This window comes from Bacteroides sp. NSJ-39 (assembly GCF_014287315.1).
GTDB lineage: Bacteria > Bacteroidota > Bacteroidia > Bacteroidales > Bacteroidaceae > Bacteroides > Bacteroides finegoldii.
On sequence record NZ_JACOOB010000002.1, the window covers coordinates 282,985 to 305,619 of the forward strand.

Genomic DNA, 22,635 nt, shown 5'->3' on the forward strand with positions numbered 1-22,635 from the left:
TTTTAGATTAATAACCTTCGTTTTGTTGTAAATTACCATTAACGCTGATATCGCTTACAGGTATGGGGAAAAGATTGTAGCGTTTGTCTACACCTACTCCGGTGATAACTCCTCCTTTTTCTGCCCACGTATAAGTATTCGAGGTAAACAGTCCGTAACGGATTAAATCGGTACGGCGGGTGGCTTCCCAATAAAGTTCACGACAACGTTCGTTTAAGATATTTCCAAAGTTTACGTTGGCAGTGCTTCCATTGATGGATGCGGAAGCCTTCAACCAAGCTGCATCCACTTGGCTATAACCGGTTTTGGCACGTTTGCGCAAGTCCTGTATGTATGTCACAGCTTGGGATTCGCTTCCTCCTTCTCCACCACGGGCTACGGATTCCGCATACATCAGATATACATCAGCCAGACGGAATAGTGGAAAGTCTGTGTCAGGGAATACGGAATTCTTTCCCGGAGTACCGTCACTGTTCAGGTTCGTGAATTTAAATACCGACCAACCTTCTGTGGTAAATGTACCGATAGATGAGGTTTTGATATCCAATGAACGTCCTGTGCTATAGAAGATGGCGCGGTTGTCGTGTGAATTTAAATTGTCGGCGGTCCAGGCTGATTCTTCCGCTTCATATTCGAACGCACGTATCAGATTTCCTGTAGAGCGGAAGCCATCCCATCCACCGTTGCATCCGTAGTTGACAACAGTGCCTTCGCTACTTGAACGCGAGCCGACAATGATAGCTCCTATTCCATAGGACTGAGTAGTGTTGCCGTCAGCCAATACCGGGAAAATGATTTCTTTTCTGGCATTGCTATTTTCTCCGTTGTCCGCCATAAAAAGTTCGGTATAATTGTCTGCCAATGAATAGTCATTACTGCCTAGAATATATTTGCAATAAGTGATACAGTCAGTATAACGGGGTGTTCCTGTATAAACTTCGGCATTGAGATACATACGTGCCAATAGGAACTCAACGGTATGTTGATCGGCACGTCCGTATTCGTCTGTCTGTTCGGGAAGGAGACTACGAATAGCAGTAAGTTCCTTTTCTAGCCAGTTGAATAGGTCTTTGCGATTGATTTGCTCCGGTAGCGTCGAGGTTGTTTCTTCTGTGACAAAAGGTGGATTGGCAAAAGCATCCATCAGCACGTAGTAGGCTAAAGCACGGCAGAAACGTGCTTCGGCACGATAACGTTCCCGGTCTACTTCGTCGGGGGCATTGTTCAGTTGTTTCAGAAAATCATTTGCAATACTTACGATGTACATAGAACGGTGGTAAAGCCCTTCCATTGATTCCACCTTAGCTGTATTCCAGGATAATCCGTTAACTTGCGGTACCCAGCTATCCGACCAGGCGCATTTTACTTCGTCTGTAGTACTTTCTTGCAGTGTCCACCAACAACGCAGGAGTACTGTGTTACCGGCATTCAAATCACTCAAATCCGAAGAACCTGCGTCTTTTTGTCCGGAGAGGGCCCATACCGAATAGATCTTTTTCAATCCCTGTGTGTAACTTTCGGGAGTAGAATAGGCGTCTTCGGCCGTCATGACATTCGGATCGAGAGGCATCACGTCTAAATCACCTATACATCCGCCGAATAAAATGAGGGCGGAAACCAATATGATCGATTTTATAGAATAGAATTTCATAATGCTGACAGATTAAAAGTTAAGATTAATTCCGAGAGAGAACGTGCGTGGACGCGGCCATAGACTTTGATCAATGGCGTTGCACTCAGGATCGAGTCCGGAATACTTGGTGATAGTAAACACATTCTGCACCGATGCGCTGATACGGCCGGATAACTTGCTGGTGAACAAATTCTTGAAGGTGTATCCCAAAGTAATGTTATCCATCTTCAGGAAAGAAGCTTTTTCCAAAAAGAGATCGCTTGCTTTTTGCTCGGTAGAACTGGTGAGAGTGAATCCGGTGCTTTCTACTGCCGATTTATAATAATTGGTGATAAATCCTTGATTGGAGAAAGCATTCAGTGAACCGTTGTCCGCTGCACTGGCGTTGTAGACATAGTTCCCGATACTGGCACGGAGATTGAAGCCCAGATCCCAATTTTTATATGTAAACTGCGAACTCAGTCCCATGTATACGTCCGCCATCGGACTCTTTTTAGTCATATATCGGTCGTCATTCGTAATCTGCCCGTCGTTATTGCGGTCTACCACTGCGTTTTGTACCGGTTTTCCATTCTCGTCGTATACCTGTTGGAAGAGCCAGTAAGTGGAGGGGGCATAACCTACCTGGTGCTTTTGTAGTACTGTGCCACTACCGTATGAAGCAGAACCGGCATTGATTCCTTCATAATCCGGATTGTAGGTAGCGGTCAATTTAGTAATTTTGCTGGTGTTCCAAGTCACGTTATAGCCTAATTCCCAAGAGAAATCTTTAGTCTGTATAGCTACGGCATTGATATTGAATTCCAAACCTTCGTTTTTCATAGATCCCACGTTGGCTGTTATCATATTGGTAAAGTTGCTTCCTGCCGCTACGCTGACTGTGTTCAATAAATCTTTCGTACGCTTCTGATAATATTCGATACTACCGTTGATACGATTGTTCAGAAATCCGTAGTCGATGCCGACATTGTATGTCGCAGTCTGTTCCCATTTCAAATCGGGGCTGTACCCATCCGGTTTCAGCAGATATGAACCCATATATTGTGAAGTCGTATTGTTACCCAGCGAGTAGTTAGTGATATAGAGATAATCGGTAATCTCCTGCTGACCGGTGACACCATATCCTACACGCAGTTTCAAGTTGGACATAATATCGCGTGCCTTTTCCATAAACGGTTCGTTGATAATGCTCCATGCCAACGCTGCGGAGGGGAAGAGTCCCCAACGGTTGCTCTTGCTGAAACGTGAGGAACCGTCCTGACGTAACGTTGCAGTGAGCAAATAACGTTCTTTGAAGTTGTAATTTAGTCGTCCGAAGAAAGAAACCAGATAATTTTCCCAAGGTGAGGGAGTGTTATTGTTTTGTATGTAACGTCCTTCATCGTCGTTATAAGTCCATCCTTCTTTAGTTCCCAGGTTTTCGGTAACATTTGATTTGTAAATACTCAGGTCTCTGTAATAGAAATGTTGCCAGGAATATCCGGCCATTACATTGATATTGCTTTGAATGGATTCTATGTTTTTGGCGTAGTTCAAATAAAAGTCCAGCAGATGGTTGCGGCGCAGATTGTTCCAATCATTACCACGTCCGATATTCTTGAAATCACTGTCTTTGGCTGTTTGGAAAGAACCGGGAACGGTATAGTTTCCACCTGTGCTTTTTGCTACGTCATAACCTACGTTCAAGTTGGCATGCAAATCTTCTAATCCGTGTATTTTATAATCTAACTGGATATTGCCGAGACTTCGTTTAGTAGTTCCCGCATTGTCCACATCGTAGAGTAAAGATAACGGATTGGCGGAAGAAAGCGTGTTGGGAGTATTCTTGCCGGTGCTCCAGTTCCAATAACCGTTATAGTTATATAAATTACTACCGTATGTAGGGTCTTCTGTGTCAATACCATAGATTGGTTTGGTAGGGTCAAAGAAAGCAGCTGCTCCTACTGCTCCCGAATCAGCAAAACGATTTTTGTTAATCGTTCCTTTTACATTGATATCCACCCTCAAATGATCATCAAAGAACTTCGGACTTAGATTGACAGATGCGGTATATCTTTCATACTTGGATGTCTTGATTGTACCTCGTTCATTGTTGTAACCTAAAGACACGCGGAAAGGCATGAACCCTGCTTTTCCTGCTACGGATATATTTTGGTCGGTGCTCAGACCACTTTGATAGATAGCATCCTGCCAATCGGTAGACTGTTGAGGGTAGAGATTAATCAGATTGCGTGCTGCATCGCCTAAAGCGGTGCCTTCGGCATATTGGTTCGTCACTGCCTGACGGAACTCGTCTGCATTCATCGTTTCAAAACGCTTATAAGGATCTTTGAAAGTATAACTGCTGTTATAAGTTACCTTGATTTTTCCTTGTGTCCCTTTCTTGGTAGTGATGATGATAACGCCGTTTGATGCACGTGAACCGTAGATGGCCGTTGCTGATGCGTCTTTTAATACGGTAAAAGTTTCTATATCATTCGGATTAATGGTCGATAAAGCATTCGGTGTACCCGGAGCTGAATTGTTGGCTACGGGGATTCCGTCTATGACGATTAGCGGGTCATTGCTGGCATTCAGAGAAGAACCGCTACGGATGCGTAGCGTAGAACCTGAACCCGGACCACCGTCACCTTGAGCGACTGCCAATCCCGGAACTTTTCCCATGATCAGTTCTTCGGGTGAAGTGACTGCACCTTTGTTCATCTCTTCAGCTTTAATGGCAACGACTGATCCGCTCAAGTCTTCTTTCTTAACGGAGCCATATCCGATGACCACTACGTCGTCCAACTGTTTTGAATCATCTTTCAGAACAACTTTCATTTGTGCTGCGGCCGGTAATTCCTGTGTCTTATATCCGATGAAGGAAATGACAATGATGTCTCCTTGCTTGGCCTGTAATTTAAACTTCCCATCCAGATCGGTAATGGTGCCATTGGTAGTACCTTTAACTACTACATTTGCTCCGATAACTCCCTCTCCGGTGGTACCGTCCTGGACGAGTCCACTTACTGACAGGTTTTGTGCAACTGCCTGTACCGTAAACATAATGGCTACTAAAAATAGCAGCATTATTTTACCCGGTTCATTCATTTTTTTTGTTTTCATGTTATTAAATAAGTTCGTCAAAAATAGTACTTCTATATGAATACCTATTGAAAACTATGGAATCTTAATTAAACTTGTTTAAGGTCTTATTTTATCTCTTTGACTGAGATGGCGTATCCCCCGCCTATTGCAGCTTTCAGTGTAAGTTTGCTTTTATTGTTTATTTTCTTTTTTGTGATAACGTATGCTTGCGGATTTTTGTCCCAACTTGCATCTTTGGCGTCAGCATAAATGGTAGCTTCATATTTTTTCCCAGGTTCGAGGAAGTCAAAGCTTAATTTAGACTCATGTCCCTTTTCTCCGGCAGTGCAACCTATATACCAGTCATTCGTTCCTTTGGCACGACGGGCTATCGTGATATATTCTCCTGGCTCCGCTTCCAGATACTTACTTTCATCCCAATCAATAGCTACATCCTTGATAAATTGGAAGGCATCCATGAAACGCTCATAATTTTCAGGAATATCAGCGGCCATCTGCAATGGACTGTACATAGTTACATACAATGCCAGTTGGCGGGCGATAGTAGAGCGAACCTGAGAGTTATTAGCCGGATTCATTTTGTTGCAATGTGTTTCGAAGATCCCCGGAGTATAATCCATCGGTCCTCCAACCAGACGGGTGAATGGAAGAATTGTAGTATGGTATACTTTGTTGCCGCCGAATGATTCATATTCTGTTCCACGAGCGGATTCATTACCGATCAAGTTCGGATAAGTGCGACAGATACCTGTCGGGCGTACTGCTTCGTGAGCATTCACCATAATCTTGTAGTCTGCTGCTTTCTTCACCGCATACAGATAATGATTATTCATCCATTGTCCGTAATGGTGCTCGCCACGGGGAATAATATTGCCGACATAACCGCTCTTTACAGAGTTATAGCCGTTATCCACCATAAATTGATAAGCTTTATCCATATGGCGTTCGTAGTTACGGGCTGATGCGGAAGTTTCGTGGTGCATCATCATTTTGACACCTTTGCTTGCGGCATAACGATGAATCTCTTTTACGTCGAAATCGGGATAAGGAGTGACGAAATCGAATACATAATCTTTGCTGTTACCGAACCAGTCTTCCCAACCTTCGTTCCATCCTTCTACCAGTACTGCATCAAAACCGTTGGCGGCAGCGAAATCGATATAACGTTTTACGTTAGCGGTGTTAGCGGAATGTTTGCCGTTAGGTTTGGTTTTTGAATAATCTGTTTCACCCAGTTTTACACTAGTCAGCTCATCGGTGTAGGCCCATGAGCCCTTTCCGGTTATCATATCCCACCACACACCGATATATTTCACAGGTTTTACCCAAGAGGTTGCGTCCGGTAACTTGCATGGTTCGTTCAGGTTGAGAGTAATACGGGATGCAAGGATGTTGCGTGCATCATCACTGACAATGACAGTACGCCATGGCGTATGGCAAGGTGTCTGCATATATCCTTTGTCCCCTTTTGCATCCGGAGTCAGCCAAGATTCGAATATCATGTTTTTATCGTCCAGGTTGAGGTGCATACAAGAATAATCGATGAGGGCTGCCTCGTGAAGGTTGATGTAAAGACCATCATCCGTTTTCATCATAAGAGCAGTCTGCACACCTGTCGGTGAGAAAGGAGTTTGAGACGAATTGGGAGTGATTGCCTGTTTCATCAACCCTCTGATTTCCGATAAGCGGGAGATAGTATAATCATATTCCTGCGTATCATAATCGCCCGGTATCCAAAAAGCGGTATGGTCGCCTGACATGGCAAACTGGGAATGTTCTTCTTTAATAACGAAATAATTCAATGATTTTTGTTGAGGGAACTCGTAACGGAATCCCAGACCGTCATTGAATAAGCGAAAACGGATCAGGATGGAGCGCTCATTCATTGGCTGGTATAGTGTCACTGCCAATTCATTATAATGATTACGGATTTCTTTTTCTTCTCCCCATACCGGTTGCCATGTTTCATCGAATGTATCGGTCTTTGCATCCTTTAGTTCAAAACCGTTATAAAGATTTGTTTTTGAGTCAAGTTTGGTGAGATCTCTACGGTCTACCCAGTCGAAGTCTGTCCGGGTATTGTCTTCTTTCTTTAATTCTAAACCTAAAGTACTGGGTTTGATTACCGTTTTGCCTTTATAAATCAAATCATACGTTGGAGCACCTTCCTTGTTTACCTGAAAGGTCATTACCAGATTTCCATCCGGTGAAGTTAGTTTCTGCTGCGCATTCGCTATAAATGAAATACAGAGGAATGCAATGAGTAAAAGATTCTTTTTCATTTTATTTATTGGTATTAAATTGTAAGCTAACTAATGTTTCTACTCCTTTTTATTTCGGATGTTGCAAATGTAGCGACCTATTGAATCGGAAGAGGTGTTTAGAATAAAAATATAACCGCTTTATGATTTTATTTAATTGATTATCAGTTATATATTATTGTTTGGAATCGGCGAAAATATAAGTGGAAATTAAATAGTTTGGCTTATCTATTTCATTGTGATTACTATATTCATTATATTTGTGACATCTTTAAAAAGTAACCTATGAGAAATATAGCCTATTGTGTATTGTCTTTTCTTTTGGTTGGTTCTGTTTCAATGTTTGCAAAACAGACAGATAATGTGGCAGCTCTTAAAAAGCTGGACGACATCATAAATAAAAAGGAGACTTATCAGATTCAGAAAGAAAAGGAAATTGAAGGCTTGAAATTGCAATTGGCGCATTCAAATGCCTCTGCCGACAAATATCGTCTATACGGTTCCTTATTTGATGCTTATCTTCATTATCAGGCTGATTCTGCCCTTCATTATATAAATAAGAAGCAGGAGTTGCTTCCGCAACTGAATCGCCCTGAATTGGACAATAAGATTATTATTGATCGTGCAACGGTGTTAGGGGTAATGGGAATGTATATTGAAGCTATTGAGGAATTGGAGAGGATGAATCCGACGAAGCTGGACAAAGAAACCTTGCTGGCTTATTATCAGACTTATCGTGCTTGTTATGGTTGGCTGGCTGATTACACTACTAATAAGGAAGCGAAAAAGAAATATCTCGAAAAAACAGATTTATACCGGGATTCTATTATTAGTGTAATGTCACCGGAAATCAACAGAACGATTGTTCTGGCCGAGAAATGTATCGTCAGTGGTAAGGCGGATACAGCTCTGGTGATACTTGATGAGGCTTTGAAAGAGGCGGTTGACGAACGGCAGAAAGTGTATATCTACTATACATTGTCTGAAGCGTACGGTATGAAGAAGGATTTTGAGAAAGAAGTTTATTATCTCATATTGACAGCTATTGCAGATTTGGAATCTTCGGTCAGGGAGTATGCCTCTTTGCAAAAGTTGGCACATCTGATGTATGAACTAGGAGATATTGACCGTGCTTATAAGTACTTGAGTTGTTCGATGGAAGATGCCGTAGCCTGCAATGCCCGTTTGAGGTTTATTGAAGTGACGGAGTTTTTCCCGATTATCGATAAGGCTTATAAGTTGAAAGAAGAGAAAGAACAAGCCGTTTCAAGAGCGATGCTTATTAGTGTCAGTATGTTGTCTTTATTTCTTTTGATAGCTATTTTCTTTTTGTATCGCTGGATGAAGAAACTGTCTGCTATGCGTCGTGATTTGAGTTTGGCTAATCGACAGATGTTGGCTGTGAACAAAGAACTGGAGCAGACGGGCAAGATAAAAGAAGTATATATCGCCCGTTATTTGGACAGATGTGTGAACTATCTGGATAAGTTGGAGATGTACCGCCGCTCATTGGCTAAATTGGCTATGGCTTCCCGGATTGAGGATTTGTTTAAGGCTATAAAGTCCGAGCAGTTTATCAAAGATGAACGAAACGAGTTTTATAATGAGTTCGATAAGTCTTTCCTGAAACTTTTTCCGAATTTCATTTCCGCTTTCAACGATTTGTTGGTAGAGGAGGGACGGATATATCCGAAATCTGATGAACTGCTGACTACCGAACTTCGTATTTTTGCTCTTATCCGTTTGGGAGTGGTAGACAGTAATAAGATTGCTCATTTCTTGGGTTACTCATTGGCAACGATCTATAATTACCGTAGCCGGATGCGCAATAGGGCCGCTGGAGATAAGGAACGGTTTGAACAGGACGTGATGAATTTATAATATTATTTGTTTTGTAACATCAGAAATAGCCTTTTTTTATACCTTTGTAGGTGGTACTAACTAATCTAATATAAATTTACTAAAGAATGAAAAAGTTAATCTACACATTGTTCTTTGTTCTTATTTCCGTTGTGGCCAACGGTCAGGCAAAGTATGTATTCTATTTCATTGGAGATGGGATGGGAGTCAACCAAGTGAATGGTACGGAGATGTATCAGGCGGAACTTCGGAACGGACGTATCGGTGTTGAGCCTTTGTTGTTTACTCAATTTCCGGTTGCCACGATGGCGACTACTTTCTCTGCAACTAATTCCGTGACCGATTCTGCCGCCGCAGGTACTGCGTTGGCTACAGGAAAGAAAACCTATAATCACGCTATTTCTGTGGGGGAAGATAAGAATGCGATTCAAACTGTAGCTGAAAAGGCGAAGAAAGCCGGTAAGAAAGTCGGTGTCACTACTTCTGTCAGTGTTGATCATGCTACCCCTGCCGCATTTTATGCGCACCAACCGGATCGTAATATGTATTATGAGATTGCTCTTGACTTGCCGAAATCTGATTTTGACTTTTATGCAGGTGGCGGATTCTTGAAACCGACAACTTCTTTTGATAAGAAAGAGGCTCCAAGCATTTTTCCTATCTTTGAAGAAGCCGGATATACAGTGGCACGTGGTTACAATGACTATAAAGCAAAATCAGCTAAGGCTGAAAAAATGATTCTCATTCAGGAAGAGGGGGCTAATCCGTCATGTCTGCCTTATGCCATTGACCGCAAAGAGAATGATCTGACGCTGGCGCAAATTACGGAAAGCGCTATCGACTTTTTGACTAAAGGCAAGAATAAAGGCTTCTTCCTCATGGTGGAAGGTGGAAAGATTGACTGGGCTTGTCACGCGAATGATGCAGCTACCGTATTCAATGAAGTAAAAGATATGGATAACGCTATCAAAGTGGCTTATGAATTTTATAAGAAGCATCCGAAAGAAACACTGATAGTCGTTACTGCCGACCACGAAACAGGTGGTATCGTATTGGGAACCGGAAAATATGAACTGAACTTGAAAGCATTGCAATCTCAAAAACATTCGGCTGACGGACTTTCTCAACGTATCAGTGAATTGAGAAAAGCCAAAGGTAACAAAGTGACTTGGGAAGATATGAAAGAATTTCTTGGCAATGAAATGGGATTCTGGAAACAATTACCTATTTCTTGGCAACAAGAAAAGAAGTTGCACGACGAATTTGAAAAGTCATTTGTGAAGAATAAAGTGGTGTTTGCCGAGAGTATGTACTCGAAGAGCGAGCCTATGGCTGCTTGTGCCAAACAAGTTATGGATGAGATCGCGATGGTTGGCTGGGTGAGTGGCGGACATTCTGCCGGTTTTGTGCCTGTATTCGCTATTGGAGCCGGTTCACATTTGTTCGGTGAGAAGATAGATAATACTGAAATACCGAAGAGAATAGCCAAAGCGGCGGGATATAAATAAGAATGCCCGTGCAAAGCACAATAAAGAAAGCCGGAAGTTCAATTGATCTTCCGGCTTTCTTTATTATTGTGTTCTATGTAACTTATGCTTTTACACGTCCTACGTATGAACCATCGCGAGTATCGATTTCGATCGTTTCACCTTCGTTGATGAATAAAGGAACACGTACTGTTGCTCCTGATTCTACAGTAGCAGGTTTCAATGTATTGGTAGCAGTGTCACCTTTGATGCCCGGCTCTGTATAAGTAACCTTCATCTGCACCTTGATCGGCATATCCGCATACAATACGGTTTCGGTAGAAGCGTCGGAAACAACATCCAATACTGCACCTTCAAGCAGGAAGTCAACACCGTTAATCAAGTCGTGAGCGATAGGATGCTGGTCAAAAGTTTCCTGATTCATGAAGATATAATCTTCTCCTTCTTTATATAAGAACTGATAAGGACGACGTTCTACACGTACGTCTTCCAATTTTTCACCGATGTTGAAACGACGTTCGAGAACGTAGCCGCTAACTACATCTTTCAGTTTAGTACGCATGAAAGTGTTACCTTTACCAGGTTTTACATGCAGGAATTCTATACAGAAATAGAGCTTTCCGTCCATACGGATACAGGTTCCGTTTTTGATGTCTTGAGCATTAATCATACTGCTATTCTTCTTATTATATTATTGTTATTTAATTGTTTTCGTCGGAAATCGAGTGCAAAAGTAATCTAAATCAGTAAAAAACACAAAAACTTTTGAGCAAAAATGAGTTATCTCTTGGTTAATTTAAAAAAAGTGCCTATTTTTGCAGCCCGATTACGTAGAATAATAACATAAAACAAGATACAAAAATGAAAAGAACATTTCAACCCTCTAACAGAAAGAGAAAGAACAAACACGGTTTCCGTGAGAGAATGGCATCTGCTAATGGTCGTAGAGTATTGGCTGCTCGCCGTGCAAAAGGCAGAAAGAAACTGACTGTTTCTGATGAGTACAACGGACAGAAGTGGTAACCACTTTTATCTATCATCAGGGAAACAAAAAAGGCGGGGAATTTAATCTCTGCCTTTTTGTTTATAGCAAACTTTTCATCACCTCTTTTTTATAAATTCAACTATTTTGTCGTATCTTTGGCGCATATAAACAGCAATGCGTATGACTATTAGAGAATTCTTTTCTTTTAAAACAAATAAATTTTTCTGGTTGAATATTGCCGCTATGATTGTGATAGTGGCAGTCATGGTATTCGGCGTGCTGAAATGGATTGATGTGTACACGCATCATGGTGAATCGGTGCTTGTTCCCGATGTGAAGGGGATGAGTGTGGAGGAGGCGACAAAGATGTTCCGGAATCATGGATTGGTATGTTCGGTTTCTGATACGAGATACGTTAAGGATAAGGCTGCCGGTATCGTGCTTGAACTCAAGCCGGGAGCCGGTGAGAAAGTAAAAGAAGGTCGTACGGTCTATCTGACAGTAAACACGCTGGATGTTCCTTTGCGTATGATTCCTGATGTAGCGGACAATAGCTCTCTTCGTCAGGCGCAAGCCAAACTGTTAAGTGCCGGTTTCAAACTGAATCAGGTCCAGTTAGTGAACGGTGAAAAAGACTGGGTGTATGGCGTGAAGTATCAGGGAAGACAACTGACCGCCGGAGAAAAGATTCCTATGGGAGCTTCTTTGACACTGATGGTTGGTGATGGGGCAGGGAGCATGGAGAAAGACTCCACCGATGTTGCTGTGGATACAGAAACTCCTGTGACATCAGAATCATCTTCCATACAAGAAGATAGCTGGTTTTAATGGATAACTAACAGAACAGACTCACATGATAGAGGAAGAACTTCCGGATGAACTGGAGAACGATTTGGATGATATAGAACCGGTCGGTGACGAGTCCCAACTTTACGAACACTTCCGGGTGGTGGTAGATAAGGGGCAGGCGATGGTCAGAGTCGACAAATATCTGTTCGAACGTATTGTCAATGCTTCGCGCAACCGTATTCAGAAGGCTGCCGAAGGAGGATTCGTTATGGTCAACGGCAAGCCGGTGAAAAGTAGCTATAAAGTAAAGCCGCTGGATGTTATCACGGTGATGATGGACCGTCCGCGTTACGAAAATGAAATTATCCCGGAAGATATTCCCCTTACTATCGTTTATGAAGATCCCTATTTGATGGTGGTGAATAAGCCTGCCGGATTGGTAGTACATCCGGGACATGGAAATTATCATGGCACTTTGGTCAATGCGCTTGCCTGGCATATGAAAGATAATCCCGATTATGATGCGAATGATCCGCACGTGGGACTTGTTCATCGGATCGACAAAGATACTTCGGGGTTGTTGGTGATTGCCAAGACACCAGACGCCAAAACAAATCTGGGAAACCAATTCTTTAATAAAACTACCAAACGTAAATATCGCGCCCTGGTATGGGGGATTGTGGAGCAGGATGAGGGAACAATCATCGGGAATATAGCCCGTAACCCGAAAGACCGAATGCAGATGGCAGTGATGTCCGACCCGACAGTTGGCAAACACGCTGTGACTCATTATCGTGTGTTGGAACGCTTGGGATACGTCACGCTTGTGGAATGTATCCTGGAGACGGGACGTACTCATCAGATCCGTGTCCACATGAAACATATCGGACATGTGCTGTTCAATGACGAGCGCTATGGGGGGCACGAGATATTGAAAGGTACTCATTTTAGTAAATACAAACAATTTGTAAATAATTGCTTTGACACTTGTCCCCGACAGGCTTTGCATGCTATGACGTTGGGGTTTGTGCATCCCGTCACTGGTGAAGAGATGCATTTTACTTCCGAACTTCCGGATGACATGACCCGGCTTATCGAGAAGTGGAGAGGCTATATAAGTAATAGAGAATTAGAATGAAACGCAACATTGCTATCGTAGCAGGAGGTGATACCTCTGAAATCGTAGTTTCCCTGCGTAGCGCACAGGGTATTTATTCCTTTATAGATAAGGAGAAGTATAATTTGTACATTGTAGAGATGGAAGGCCGCCGCTGGGAAGTACAATTACCGGACGGCAACAAGGTTCCGGTGGACAGAAATGATTTTAGTTTTACGAACGGAACGGAAAAGGTGGTGTTCGATTTTGCTTATATTACGATTCATGGCACACCGGGTGAGGATGGTCGTCTGCAGGGATATTTTGATATGCTGCGCATTCCGTATTCCTGTTGTGGAGTATTGGCGGCTGCTATTACATACGATAAATTTGCCTGCAATCAGTATTTGAAGGCTTTTGGCGTACGTATTGCCGAATCGTTGCTGCTGCGTCAAGGACAGTCGGTTTCCGACGAAGATGTAATAGAGAAGATCGGTCTGCCTTGTTTTATCAAGCCCAGTCTGGGAGGTTCGAGCTTTGGCGTTACAAAAGTGAAGACAAAAGAACAAATCCAGCCTGCCATTGTCAAAGCTTTCGGAGAAGCGGAAGAAGTGATCGTTGAGGCATTTATGGAAGGTACGGAGCTGACTTGCGGTTGCTACAAGACGAAGGAAAAATCGGTCGTCTTCCCACCTACGGAAGTAGTTACCCACAATGAATTTTTCGATTACGATGCTAAATATAACGGTCAGGTAGATGAAATCACTCCTGCGCGTATCTCCCCGGAACTGACCGGACGCGTGCAGAAACTGACTTCGGCTATCTATGATATATTGGGCTGTTCCGGTATTATCCGTGTGGATTATATTGTGACTGCCGGTGAGAAACTGAATCTTCTCGAAGTGAATACGACTCCGGGAATGACTGCTACAAGCTTTATTCCCCAGCAGGTGCGTGCAGCCGGACTGGATATAAAGGATGTGATGACTGATATTATCGAAAATAAATTTTAATCACGTTATGGACCTGACAGAGTTTAATGAGATTCGTTCTTACAATGATGAGGAACTTCCTCAGATCTTTGAAGAATTGATTGCTGATCCGGCTTTTCAAAAGGTTGTTGCCGGAGTTATACCTAACGTTCCATTCGAACTGCTGGCACAGAAGATGCGTGCTTGTAAGACAAAACGTGAATTTCAGGAAGCGTTCTGTTATGGCATTTTGTGGAAGATTGCGCAGGAACATACAGATTCTTTGACATTAGACCATTCGCGTATACCGGATCATAATATAGCCTATACTTATATGTCGAACCATAGGGATATTATCCTTGATTCGGGTTTTCTTTCTATCTTGCTGATTGATGAAGGGATGGATACCGTAGAGATTGCCATCGGCGATAATCTGCTGATTTACCCGTGGATTAAGAAATTGGTGCGTGTCAATAAATCATTTATCGTTCAGCGTGCACTGACTATGAGGCAGATGTTGGAATCGTCGGCGCGAATGTCGCGCTATATGCATCATACTATTTCGCAGAAGAAACAATCAATATGGATTGCCCAACGTGAAGGACGTGCAAAAGATTCCAACGACCGCACACAGGACAGCGTCTTGAAAATGCTGGCGATGGGTGGTGAAGGTGATGTGATAGACCGTCTGCTGGAAATGAATATTGCTCCTCTTGCTATATCCTACGAATATGATCCCTGTGATTTTCTGAAAGCGCAGGAATTCCAATTGAAGAGAGATGTGGAAGGGTATAAAAAAACAACGCAGGACGATTTAATCAATATGAAAACCGGTCTTTTCGGATACAAGGGAAGAGTGCATTTTCAAGTTGCTCCTTGTCTGAACGACGAGTTGTTGCGCATGGACCGTTCTTTGCCGAAACCGGAACTGTTTGCCCGTATTTCCGCTAGTATTGACCGTCGTATTCATAGTAACTATCGGATTTATTCCGGAAATTATGTCGCTTACGACTGGTTGAATGGTTCTACAACGTTTGCTGCTAACTATACGGAAGAGGAGAAGCTGCGGTTCATAAACTATATTGACCAACAACTGGCTAAGATAAACATTCCGAATAAAGATGAAGACTTCTTGCGTGAGAAGTTGTTGTTGATGTATTCCAATCCGTTAGTTAATTATTTAGCTGCCTGCCGATGAAAATAGGAAAGTTATATATGATCTGGTTGTGGGGATTACTCCTCCTGATGGCTGCCTGTGGTGATGATGACTATTATTATCCATCGGTAAAAATGGAATTTGTTACGATAGAAGCGGGTGATGATGGCAGGATACGGACACTTATTCCCGATAAGGGGGACATATTACCTGTTTCGCAAGATCTTACGGGGTCTACGATTTCTCCGAATACCGCCAGACGTGTAATGAGTAACTATGAAACGATGGAGGAAGGGGCTAAAATTTATTCTTTGCAGTCGCTCCTCACACCGACTCCTAAACCGAAGGACGATCCGGCCTTTAAGGATAAGGAAGGCAAAGATCCGGTAGAGGTTGTCAGTATTTGGCTTGGACGGGATTATTTGAATATGATTCTTAACTTGAAAGTCAGTACCGGGAAAGGACATACTTTTGGCATAATTGAGGATAAGTCAGAACTGGAAACAACAAGATCTGTGGATATGCTGTTATATCATGATGCGGATAGTGATGAAGAATACTATAACCGGCGTGCTTATATTTCTGTCCCTTTAAAGCAATATGCGGAATCGGAACATCCTGCCGATGGGATTAAGATTAAATTCAGGTATTATACATACGGCAAGGAAGCCGATGTGATAGAGGATTACGAATTTGAGTATACTCCGGGTAAGACTGAATAATATAGAATGATATGCTTAAAATGAATCAATTGGTCGTGGGAATGCTTTTATTTCTTTCTTCTCTTTTCTCTTGTCAGCAGAAAGGAGATTTTGAGTCAATGAATGTGGAAGATTTCGATGCGCTCATTCAAGATGAGGGTATGCAACGTCTGGATGTCCGTACATTGGCCGAATACTCGGAAGGACATATCGCAAAAACGATTAATATTAATGTGATGGATGACTCCTTTTCTTCGATGGCTGATTCTTTGTTGCAGAAAGACAGACCGGTGGCTGTATACTGCCGTAGTGGAAAGCGCAGTAAGAAGGCAGCGGCTATTTTGAGTAAGAAAGGATATAAAGTCTTTGAGCTTGATAAAGGATTTAATTCCTGGCAGGAAGCTGGTAAGGAAATAGAAAAGTGATGCAAGAAGAGAGTGTCATAATGAATGATAAAACGCAGATTAACGCAAATTATCGCAGAAATAATTTAATGAGTTGTTGATTAACCTATCAATATAATTGCAATAATCTGCGATAATTTGCGTTTTGATACTATCTTTTCTTGTCGAGGAGTATCCTCTTTAATAGCTGTATTGAAAGATTGCCTTTATGACATTTCTGTTATTTCAATCCTTCCAATAGTCTCTTCAGAACGACGGTTGCCGAGATTTCACGGTTGGCCGCTTCCGGAATGACAATTGATTGCGGACTTTCGATCACGTCGTCTGTCACAATCATATTTCTACGAACCGGCAGGCAATGCATGAAATAAGCATTGTTGGTCACCGCCATTTGACGTTCGCTAACTGTCCAGTCACGATCCTTACTCAATATCTGTCCGTAGTTATCCCCCGTATAGGCTGCCCAGTTCTTTGCATATATGAAATCCGCTCCTTCGAACGCTTTCATCTGGTCGTACTCAACTTTGGCGTTACCAACGAATTGGGGATCCAGCTCGTATCCTTCCGGATGGGTAATGACAAATTCGTAATCTGTGACGTTCATCCATTCTGCAAAAGAGTTAGGAACGGCTTGCGGCAATGGACGGGGATGCGGTGCCCAAGTCATGACTACTTTGGGACGTGCTGTTTTCTTGTATTCCTCGATAGTGATTAGGTCAGCGAAACTTTGTAGCGGATGGCGGGTTGCTGCCTCCATCGAGAAAACCGGACGACCGGAATATTGAATAAATTGATTTAAGATTGTCTCTTGATAATCGAAATCACGGTCTTCGAAGCGTGCAAAAGAACGCACTCCGATTACATCGCAATAGCAGCCCATTACAGGGATCGCTTCCAGCAAATGTTCCGGTTTGTCTCCGTCCATAATTACACCACGTTCCGTTTCCAACTTCCAGGCACCTTGATTGATGTCAAGCACCATTACATTCATTCCCAGATTAAGCGCGGCTTTCTGTGTGCTGAGGCGGGTGCGCAGACTGGAGTTGAAGAAGATCATCATCAATGTCTTGTTCTTTCCAAGTTCTACATATTTGAAGCGGTCCTTCTTAATCTCAAATGCTTCTTCAATGGCCGATTTCAAGTTGCCAATGTCCTGTACACAAGTAAATTTCTTCATCTTATCTATTATTTATTCGTTATTATCCAATTGTATTTCTCACCATCTTGTCTGTCCGTCCCCTTCGATGACCCATTTGTAAGAAGTGATTTCTTCCAGTCCCATCGGGCCGCGTGCGTGCAGCTTCTGCGTGCTGATACCTATTTCTGCTCCCAAACCGAATTGTGCGCCGTCAGTGAAGGCGGTAGATACATTGGTGTACACACAGGCTGCATCCACTATCTTGATAAACAAGGCTGCACGCTCCTTGTTCTCCGTAACGATGCATTCACTATGCTTGGAACTGTTTTCCTGGATGTGTCCCAGTGCGTCTTCAAAGCTTCTGACCGTTTTGACGGCCATTTTGTAATCAAGGAACTCTGTTCCGAAACTTTCATTTGTTGCAGATTGTAAGAACTCTGCAGGGTAGTGGCCTTCCAATGCTTGGTAAGCTTGTGGGTCGGCGTAGATAATTACATGGCTGTCTTTCAGCTTCTCGCAGAGTTTGGGAAGGTCGACCAGTCTTTTCTCATGCACAATGACGCAATCCAATGCGTTGCATACGCTGACTCTGCGCGTCTTGGCATTGTGGATAATATCTGCTCCTTTCTTTACCTCTCCGAACTCGTCAAAGTAAGTGTGGCAAATGCCTGCTCCTGTCTCAATGACCGGTATTTTGGCATTATTGCGTACAAAATTGATTAAATTACTGCTACCTCTGGGAATAATCAGATCAACATAACCTACCGCATTTAGCAATGCGGCTGTTGCTTCCCTGTCGGCTGGTAACAGTTCTACGATATGCGGATTTATATTAAAACTTCCCAGTACTTCGTGAATCACGCTGATGATGGCACGATTGGAACAGTCGGCATCGCTTCCTCCTTTTAATACGCAAGCATTTCCACTTTTCAGACAAAGAGAGAATACATCAAAACTGACATTGGGGCGTGCCTCATAGATTATTCCTATGACCCCGAAAGGAACACTGATTTTTGTCAGCTTCATCCCGTTGGGGCGCACAGTCTCTTTCAGTATTTTGCCTAAAGGAGAGGGGAGCGTAGCTACATTGCGTGTATCTGCTGCGATACCTTTCAAACGCTCTTCCGTCAATTTCAACCGGTCGTACTTCGGATCATTTGGGTCCATCCGTGCAAGATCCTTTTCATTCTCTGCAAGAATGAACGGTGCTTTTGCAATTGCCGCATCGGCCACTGCATTTAAAATCTGATTGATGGTATCATCGTTCAGTAAGGCCAATTCTCGGCTTGCTGCCTGTACGGCAGCAAAGGTTCTGTTTAAATTTGTAGTCATTTGCTCCTTTTTTGCATTAAATAGAAAGATAAACAATGCAAATATAGTGAATGATGTGAATAAAACCTGTTGAAAACAGAAATAAATGTTGTGTCTAGGTTATAATTGTAATAACCTTTGGAGTGTATATTTTTATTGTGATGAGAAAATATCTCATCATGTTGAGTATTTAAACGCGATTATTATTCAATATATAAATAATCATAGTGTACAACAGGCTTCTTTCCATGTTTTCCGATAACCTCTTTGGCTTGCTGGGAGTCACAGTTTGCTTTTCCTACACCCACTTGGTTTCCTTGAAAGTCTATGATACGGACAATATCGTCTTTTTCAAATTCTCCTTCGATATGAGTGATACCTATCGGGAGAATACTGACTGCTTTCTCCGAACTGAGTACCTCAGTGGCACATTCGTTGATGTGAATTTCTCCTTTGGCAAAGCCTTCACTATGCGCAATCCACTTCTTGATACTGGATACCGGTTCGCAAGAAGGAATGAAGCGGGTGCAAAGAGTGCTTTCGGGGTGTTCTAACAAGTCTACCAAGATGTTGTCACGTTTACCATTGGCGATGATAACCGTAATTCCTTCATCAGCAACTTTGCGGGCGATATTTGTTTTCGTCAGCATACCTCCTCGCCCGAAGCTGGACTTGCTTGCTTGAATATAGTTGGATAGATCTTTCCCATGACCGATTTCCCGAATAACGGAAGAATCGGGATCGGACGGAGAGCCGTTATAGATTCCGTCGATGTTGCTTAAGATGATAAGTGTCTGCGCATCCATCATAGAAGCTATGAGTCCGGACAATTCGTCGTTGTCCGTGAACATGAGTTCACTTACGGAGATAGTATCATTCTCGTTGACGATAGGAATCACATTGTTTTCAAGCATTACCGTCATACAGTTTTTCTGATTCAGGTAATGGCGGCGTGTACTGAAACTTTCTTTCGTAGTCAGCACTTGTCCGACGGTAATTCCGTGCTCACGGAAAAGTTCGTAATAACGGTTGATCAGTTTGGCTTGCCCTACGGCAGAGAATAATTGTCGCTGGTCTACACTATCGAGTTTCTTCTGCGGATGTACCTCGCTACGTCCGGATGCAACGGCTCCAGAAGAAATAAGGATGATTTCTACACCGGATTTATGTAGTTCTGCTATTTGGTCAACAAGTGCAGACATACGGGTTACGTCCAATGTTCCGTCTCGGCGTGCCAAAACATTACTACCCACTTTTACTGCGATTCGTGTAAATTCCTGTTTCATCTTTGCTAACGATTTGAAAGCACAAATATAGAGCTTTTTGTCGATATGTTACCAAAACAGCCTAAAAAGAATTATCTTTGCAGCCGGATAGAGAAAAGAGAAACAATGAAACATACAAATCCGCAAGTAGAACAGGTGACCTCCTTCATCGTAATGGATGTGTTGGAACGGGCAAACGAGTTACAGAAACAAGGCATTGACATTATTCATTTAGAAGTAGGTGAGCCCGATTTTGACGTGCCGTCTTGTGTAGCAGAGGCTGCGAAAGCTGCTTACGATCGGCATTTGACTCATTACACCCATTCTTTGGGAGACCCTGAGTTACGTCGGGAAATTGCAGCTTTTTATCAGAGAGAATATGGAGTGGCGGTTGATCCGGACTGTATCATCGTGACTTCCGGCTCTTCCCCCTCTATTCTTCTTGCCTTGATGTTGCTTTGCAATTCGGAGAGTGAAGTGGTTCTTTCCAATCCGGGATATGCCTGCTATCGGAACTTTGTGCTGGCGGCTCAAGCCAAACCAGTTTTGGTGCCGTTGTCCGAAGAGAAAGGATTGCAATATGATATAGAAGCTATCCGCAAATGTGTGAATCAGCATACTGCCGCTATTTTTATCAACTCACCTATGAACCCGACGGGGATGTTATTGGAAGAAAGTTTCTTGAAAGAAGTAGCGGCTTTGGGAGTTCCTGTCATTTCAGACGAAATTTATCATGGCCTGGTGTATGAAGGGCGTGCACATAGTATTCTCGAATACACGGATCAAGCATTTGTGCTGAATGGATTTTCCAAACGGTTTGCCATGACCGGACTGAGGTTGGGGTATCTCATCGCACCGAAATCTTATATGCGTTCATTGCAGAAGTTGCAACAGAATCTGTTTATCTGCGCATCCAGTGTTGCCCAGCAGGCGGGAATTGCAGCTTTACGGCAGGCGGATTCGGATGTGGAACGTATGAGGCAGGTCTATGATGAGCGTCGGAAATATATGATTGCCCGTCTTCGTGAGATCGGATTTGAGATTAAGGTGGAACCTCAAGGGGCATTTTATATTTTCGCTGATGCACGCAAATTTACTGCCGACTCTTATCGCTTTGCATTCGATGTACTCGAGCATGCGCATGTCGGTATTACTCCCGGAGTGGACTTTGGTACAGGAGGGGAAGGATACGTGCGTTTCTCCTATGCTAACTCGTTGGAGAATATCAAGGAAGGACTCGACCGTATCAGTCGCTATCTTTCTCGTCCCGGGCTCTGATAAGCTCTGTGGCGGCCTCATATTCCTCCTCTGTGACAAGGATAGAGACAGCAGGAGCGATATAGGGGGCCAGCGTTCCCATAATACCGTCTTTGACAACGCAACGAATGTCATTGCTTTCCAATAAACCCTTGATGATTTCAGCTTCCCACGGGGAGCCGGAGAACACCTCTATTGACTTGCTATAATCCTTTTCTTTCATGATCTTATATATTAAGGGTTGCTATCTACAAATATAACAAAAAAGAAAGACAAATGGTTATCCTTCAATTAAAATTTATTCAAGCGTGATGTGTTTAACACGGATTTGCTGTTGGAGGAAGGTGGAAGCTGATTCAGTGAACTTCTCTTCCGCCTCTGTCGTGTAAAACGAGCAGTTCCCGTTTTTCGTACATTTCGCGTCCATTTCCGGATGTCTCCTCAAATAGTCTTTCAGGCTTTGGGCTACATATTCGCCTTGCGAAATCACGCTGATATGTTCCGGAATGTATTGCCGGATTTTAGGTAGGAGTATGGGAAAGTGCGTGCATCCGAGAATCACGGTGTCTATTTGCGGGTCTTTTGTCAGTAGTTGGTCTATGTATTTACGGATAAAGTAATCAGTTCCTTCGTTTTGTGATTCATTGTTTTCCACCAACGATACCCACATCGGACACGCTACTCCGCTCACCTGGATATCCGGAAATAATTTATGTATCTCCAACGGATAAGATTCGGACTTTACAGTACCCGCTGTAGCTAATATGCCGATATGCTGGTTTTGGGTGATATTTCCGATACATTCCACTGTAGGACGGATTACTCCGAGTACGCGGCGAGCCGGATCTATATTGGGAAGATCGTTCATTTGAATGCTACGCAAAGCTTTGGCTGACGCAGTGTTACACGCTAATATGACCAGATGACACCCCATGTCGAACAGTTTGCTTACGGCTTGCCGGGTAAACTCGTATACGACCTCAAAAGAACGTGTCCCGTATGGAGCACGGGCATTGTCTCCCAGATAAATGTAATCGTATTCCGGAAGTACCTCTCTTATTTTATCTAAGATGGTCAGTCCGCCATAGCCGGAGTCAAATACTCCGATAGGACCGGGAGCATGGGATAAATGTTGATTCATGACATACAGTATTTATGTACGCAAATGTACGCCAAAAAAAGGGAACGAGAAAGAAGATTAATCTCCTTTCTCGTTCCCTTTTTTATATTTTCG

The 22,635-nt window shown here is 43.0% G+C and carries 19 protein-coding genes; 10 read left to right on the top strand and 9 right to left on the bottom strand.

Annotated elements, in window-relative coordinates:
* Nucleotides 1-7: 7 nt before the first annotated feature.
* The 3 genes from H8S63_RS03980 to H8S63_RS03990 form a co-directional block, all read right to left on the bottom strand.
* On the bottom strand, nucleotides 8-1,651 hold the full coding sequence (locus H8S63_RS03980) for a RagB/SusD family nutrient uptake outer membrane protein (RefSeq protein ID WP_186925793.1): 1,644 nt from the start codon (nucleotides 1,649-1,651) through the stop codon (nucleotides 8-10).
* A 12-nt stretch (nucleotides 1,652-1,663) separates the two neighbouring features.
* A complete protein-coding gene (locus H8S63_RS03985; protein ID WP_186925794.1) occupies nucleotides 1,664-4,738 on the bottom strand; it encodes a TonB-dependent receptor in 3,075 nt (1,024 codons plus the stop codon).
* A gap of 86 nt (nucleotides 4,739-4,824) precedes the next feature.
* Complete coding sequence (locus H8S63_RS03990; protein ID WP_055279547.1) at nucleotides 4,825-7,002, bottom strand: glycoside hydrolase family 97 protein; 2,178 nt, start codon at nucleotides 7,000-7,002, stop codon at nucleotides 4,825-4,827.
* Nucleotides 7,003-7,266: 264 nt separating this feature from the next.
* On the opposite strand from H8S63_RS03990, the gene H8S63_RS03995 reads away from it, so the two are divergent.
* Both H8S63_RS03995 and H8S63_RS04000 read left to right on the top strand, forming a co-directional pair.
* Nucleotides 7,267-8,862: a DUF6377 domain-containing protein gene (locus H8S63_RS03995; RefSeq protein WP_186925795.1), complete on the top strand. Its 1,596-nt coding sequence runs from the start codon at nucleotides 7,267-7,269 to the stop codon at nucleotides 8,860-8,862.
* 86 nt (nucleotides 8,863-8,948) lie between these two features.
* Nucleotides 8,949-10,349, top strand: a complete 1,401-nt coding sequence (locus tag H8S63_RS04000) for an alkaline phosphatase (protein ID WP_186925796.1) — start codon at nucleotides 8,949-8,951, stop codon at nucleotides 10,347-10,349.
* 82 nt (nucleotides 10,350-10,431) lie between these two features.
* Here H8S63_RS04000 and efp read toward each other — a convergent pair whose 3' ends face one another.
* Nucleotides 10,432-10,998, bottom strand: a complete 567-nt coding sequence (gene efp, locus H8S63_RS04005) for an elongation factor P (RefSeq protein WP_007754996.1) — start codon at nucleotides 10,996-10,998, stop codon at nucleotides 10,432-10,434.
* Between the two features lie 191 nt (nucleotides 10,999-11,189).
* On the opposite strand from efp, the gene rpmH reads away from it, so the two are divergent.
* The 7 genes from rpmH to H8S63_RS04040 all read left to right on the top strand — a co-directional run bounded on the left by rpmH (nucleotide 11,190) and on the right by H8S63_RS04040 (nucleotide 16,451).
* Complete coding sequence (gene rpmH / locus H8S63_RS04010; RefSeq protein WP_005678985.1) at nucleotides 11,190-11,351, top strand: 50S ribosomal protein L34; 162 nt, start codon at nucleotides 11,190-11,192, stop codon at nucleotides 11,349-11,351.
* A gap of 142 nt (nucleotides 11,352-11,493) precedes the next feature.
* Complete coding sequence (locus H8S63_RS04015) at nucleotides 11,494-12,141, top strand: PASTA domain-containing protein (protein WP_186925797.1); 648 nt, start codon at nucleotides 11,494-11,496, stop codon at nucleotides 12,139-12,141.
* Between the two features lie 25 nt (nucleotides 12,142-12,166).
* Entirely contained in the window at nucleotides 12,167-13,240 is a 1,074-nt protein-coding gene (locus tag H8S63_RS04020; protein ID WP_186925798.1) for an RluA family pseudouridine synthase, read from the top strand.
* Nucleotides 13,237-14,211, top strand: a complete 975-nt coding sequence (locus H8S63_RS04025; protein ID WP_055279549.1) for a D-alanine--D-alanine ligase — start codon at nucleotides 13,237-13,239, stop codon at nucleotides 14,209-14,211. Before H8S63_RS04020 ends, H8S63_RS04025 begins: the two co-directional genes overlap by 4 nt.
* Before the next feature lie 7 nt (nucleotides 14,212-14,218).
* Nucleotides 14,219-15,367: an acyltransferase gene (locus H8S63_RS04030; protein ID WP_186925799.1), complete on the top strand. Its 1,149-nt coding sequence runs from the start codon at nucleotides 14,219-14,221 to the stop codon at nucleotides 15,365-15,367.
* The gene (locus H8S63_RS04035; RefSeq protein WP_186925800.1) at nucleotides 15,364-16,047 is read left to right on the top strand and encodes a NigD-like protein; all 684 of its coding nucleotides are present in this window, start codon (nucleotides 15,364-15,366) and stop codon (nucleotides 16,045-16,047) included. The genes H8S63_RS04030 and H8S63_RS04035 overlap by 4 nt, the downstream gene beginning before the upstream one ends.
* 11 nt (nucleotides 16,048-16,058) lie before the next feature.
* Nucleotides 16,059-16,451 carry a rhodanese-like domain-containing protein gene (locus H8S63_RS04040; protein WP_186925801.1) on the top strand — a complete coding sequence of 131 codons (393 nt, stop codon included), beginning with the start codon at nucleotides 16,059-16,061 and terminating at the stop codon, nucleotides 16,449-16,451.
* 199 nt (nucleotides 16,452-16,650) lie between these two features.
* On the opposite strand, the gene H8S63_RS04045 is transcribed toward H8S63_RS04040, so the two are convergent.
* The 3 genes from H8S63_RS04045 to proB all read right to left on the bottom strand — a co-directional run bounded on the left by H8S63_RS04045 (nucleotide 16,651) and on the right by proB (nucleotide 20,165).
* Nucleotides 16,651-17,607, bottom strand: coding sequence for an acetylornithine carbamoyltransferase (locus H8S63_RS04045; protein ID WP_186925802.1), 957 nt, complete (start codon nucleotides 17,605-17,607; stop codon nucleotides 16,651-16,653).
* A 39-nt stretch (nucleotides 17,608-17,646) separates the two neighbouring features.
* Complete coding sequence (locus tag H8S63_RS04050) at nucleotides 17,647-18,900, bottom strand: glutamate-5-semialdehyde dehydrogenase (protein WP_186925803.1); 1,254 nt, start codon at nucleotides 18,898-18,900, stop codon at nucleotides 17,647-17,649.
* Nucleotides 18,901-19,082: 182 nt separating this feature from the next.
* On the bottom strand, nucleotides 19,083-20,165 hold the full coding sequence (proB, locus tag H8S63_RS04055; protein WP_022276511.1) for a glutamate 5-kinase: 1,083 nt from the start codon (nucleotides 20,163-20,165) through the stop codon (nucleotides 19,083-19,085).
* A 105-nt stretch (nucleotides 20,166-20,270) separates the two neighbouring features.
* Here proB and H8S63_RS04060 point away from each other — a divergent pair, with 105 nt between their 5' ends.
* Nucleotides 20,271-21,422: a pyridoxal phosphate-dependent aminotransferase gene (locus tag H8S63_RS04060; RefSeq protein WP_186925804.1), complete on the top strand. Its 1,152-nt coding sequence runs from the start codon at nucleotides 20,271-20,273 to the stop codon at nucleotides 21,420-21,422.
* On the opposite strand, the gene H8S63_RS04065 is transcribed toward H8S63_RS04060, so the two are convergent.
* Both H8S63_RS04065 and murI read right to left on the bottom strand, forming a co-directional pair.
* A complete protein-coding gene (locus H8S63_RS04065) occupies nucleotides 21,391-21,624 on the bottom strand; it encodes a DUF2007-related protein (RefSeq protein ID WP_007754954.1) in 234 nt (77 codons plus the stop codon). The two genes, H8S63_RS04060 and H8S63_RS04065, sit on opposite strands and share 32 nt — an antisense overlap.
* A gap of 75 nt (nucleotides 21,625-21,699) precedes the next feature.
* Nucleotides 21,700-22,542 (bottom strand): glutamate racemase, encoded by an 843-nt coding sequence (gene murI, locus H8S63_RS04070; RefSeq protein ID WP_186925805.1) that lies wholly within the window; start codon nucleotides 22,540-22,542, stop codon nucleotides 21,700-21,702.
* Nucleotides 22,543-22,635 lie beyond the last annotated feature (93 nt).

Bases quoted from the DNA above. Each gene is read 5' to 3' on its own strand.
- rpmH (WP_005678985.1), top strand. From the start codon at position 11,190: ATGAAAAGAACATTTCAACCCTCTAACAGAAAGAGAAAGAACAAACAC.
- H8S63_RS04035 (WP_186925800.1), top strand. From the start codon at position 15,364: ATGAAAATAGGAAAGTTATATATGATCTGGTTGTGGGGATTACTCCTC.
- H8S63_RS03990 (WP_055279547.1), bottom strand. From the start codon at position 7,002: ATGAAAAAGAATCTTTTACTCATTGCATTCCTCTGTATTTCATTTATA.
- murI (WP_186925805.1), bottom strand. From the start codon at position 22,542: ATGAATCAACATTTATCCCATGCTCCCGGTCCTATCGGAGTATTTGAC.
- H8S63_RS04020 (WP_186925798.1), top strand. From the start codon at position 12,167: ATGATAGAGGAAGAACTTCCGGATGAACTGGAGAACGATTTGGATGAT.
- efp (WP_007754996.1), bottom strand. From the start codon at position 10,998: ATGATTAATGCTCAAGACATCAAAAACGGAACCTGTATCCGTATGGAC.
- proB (WP_022276511.1), bottom strand. From the start codon at position 20,165: ATGAAACAGGAATTTACACGAATCGCAGTAAAAGTGGGTAGTAATGTT.
- H8S63_RS04045 (WP_186925802.1), bottom strand. From the start codon at position 17,607: ATGAAGAAATTTACTTGTGTACAGGACATTGGCAACTTGAAATCGGCC.
- H8S63_RS04040 (WP_186925801.1), top strand. From the start codon at position 16,059: ATGCTTAAAATGAATCAATTGGTCGTGGGAATGCTTTTATTTCTTTCT.
- H8S63_RS03995 (WP_186925795.1), top strand. From the start codon at position 7,267: ATGAGAAATATAGCCTATTGTGTATTGTCTTTTCTTTTGGTTGGTTCT.
- H8S63_RS03980 (WP_186925793.1), bottom strand. From the start codon at position 1,651: ATGAAATTCTATTCTATAAAATCGATCATATTGGTTTCCGCCCTCATT.
- H8S63_RS04025 (WP_055279549.1), top strand. From the start codon at position 13,237: ATGAAACGCAACATTGCTATCGTAGCAGGAGGTGATACCTCTGAAATC.
- H8S63_RS04030 (WP_186925799.1), top strand. From the start codon at position 14,219: ATGGACCTGACAGAGTTTAATGAGATTCGTTCTTACAATGATGAGGAA.
- H8S63_RS04065 (WP_007754954.1), bottom strand. From the start codon at position 21,624: ATGAAAGAAAAGGATTATAGCAAGTCAATAGAGGTGTTCTCCGGCTCC.
- H8S63_RS04050 (WP_186925803.1), bottom strand. From the start codon at position 18,900: ATGACTACAAATTTAAACAGAACCTTTGCTGCCGTACAGGCAGCAAGC.
- H8S63_RS04015 (WP_186925797.1), top strand. From the start codon at position 11,494: ATGACTATTAGAGAATTCTTTTCTTTTAAAACAAATAAATTTTTCTGG.
- H8S63_RS04000 (WP_186925796.1), top strand. From the start codon at position 8,949: ATGAAAAAGTTAATCTACACATTGTTCTTTGTTCTTATTTCCGTTGTG.
- H8S63_RS03985 (WP_186925794.1), bottom strand. From the start codon at position 4,738: ATGAAAACAAAAAAAATGAATGAACCGGGTAAAATAATGCTGCTATTT.
- H8S63_RS04060 (WP_186925804.1), top strand. From the start codon at position 20,271: ATGAAACATACAAATCCGCAAGTAGAACAGGTGACCTCCTTCATCGTA.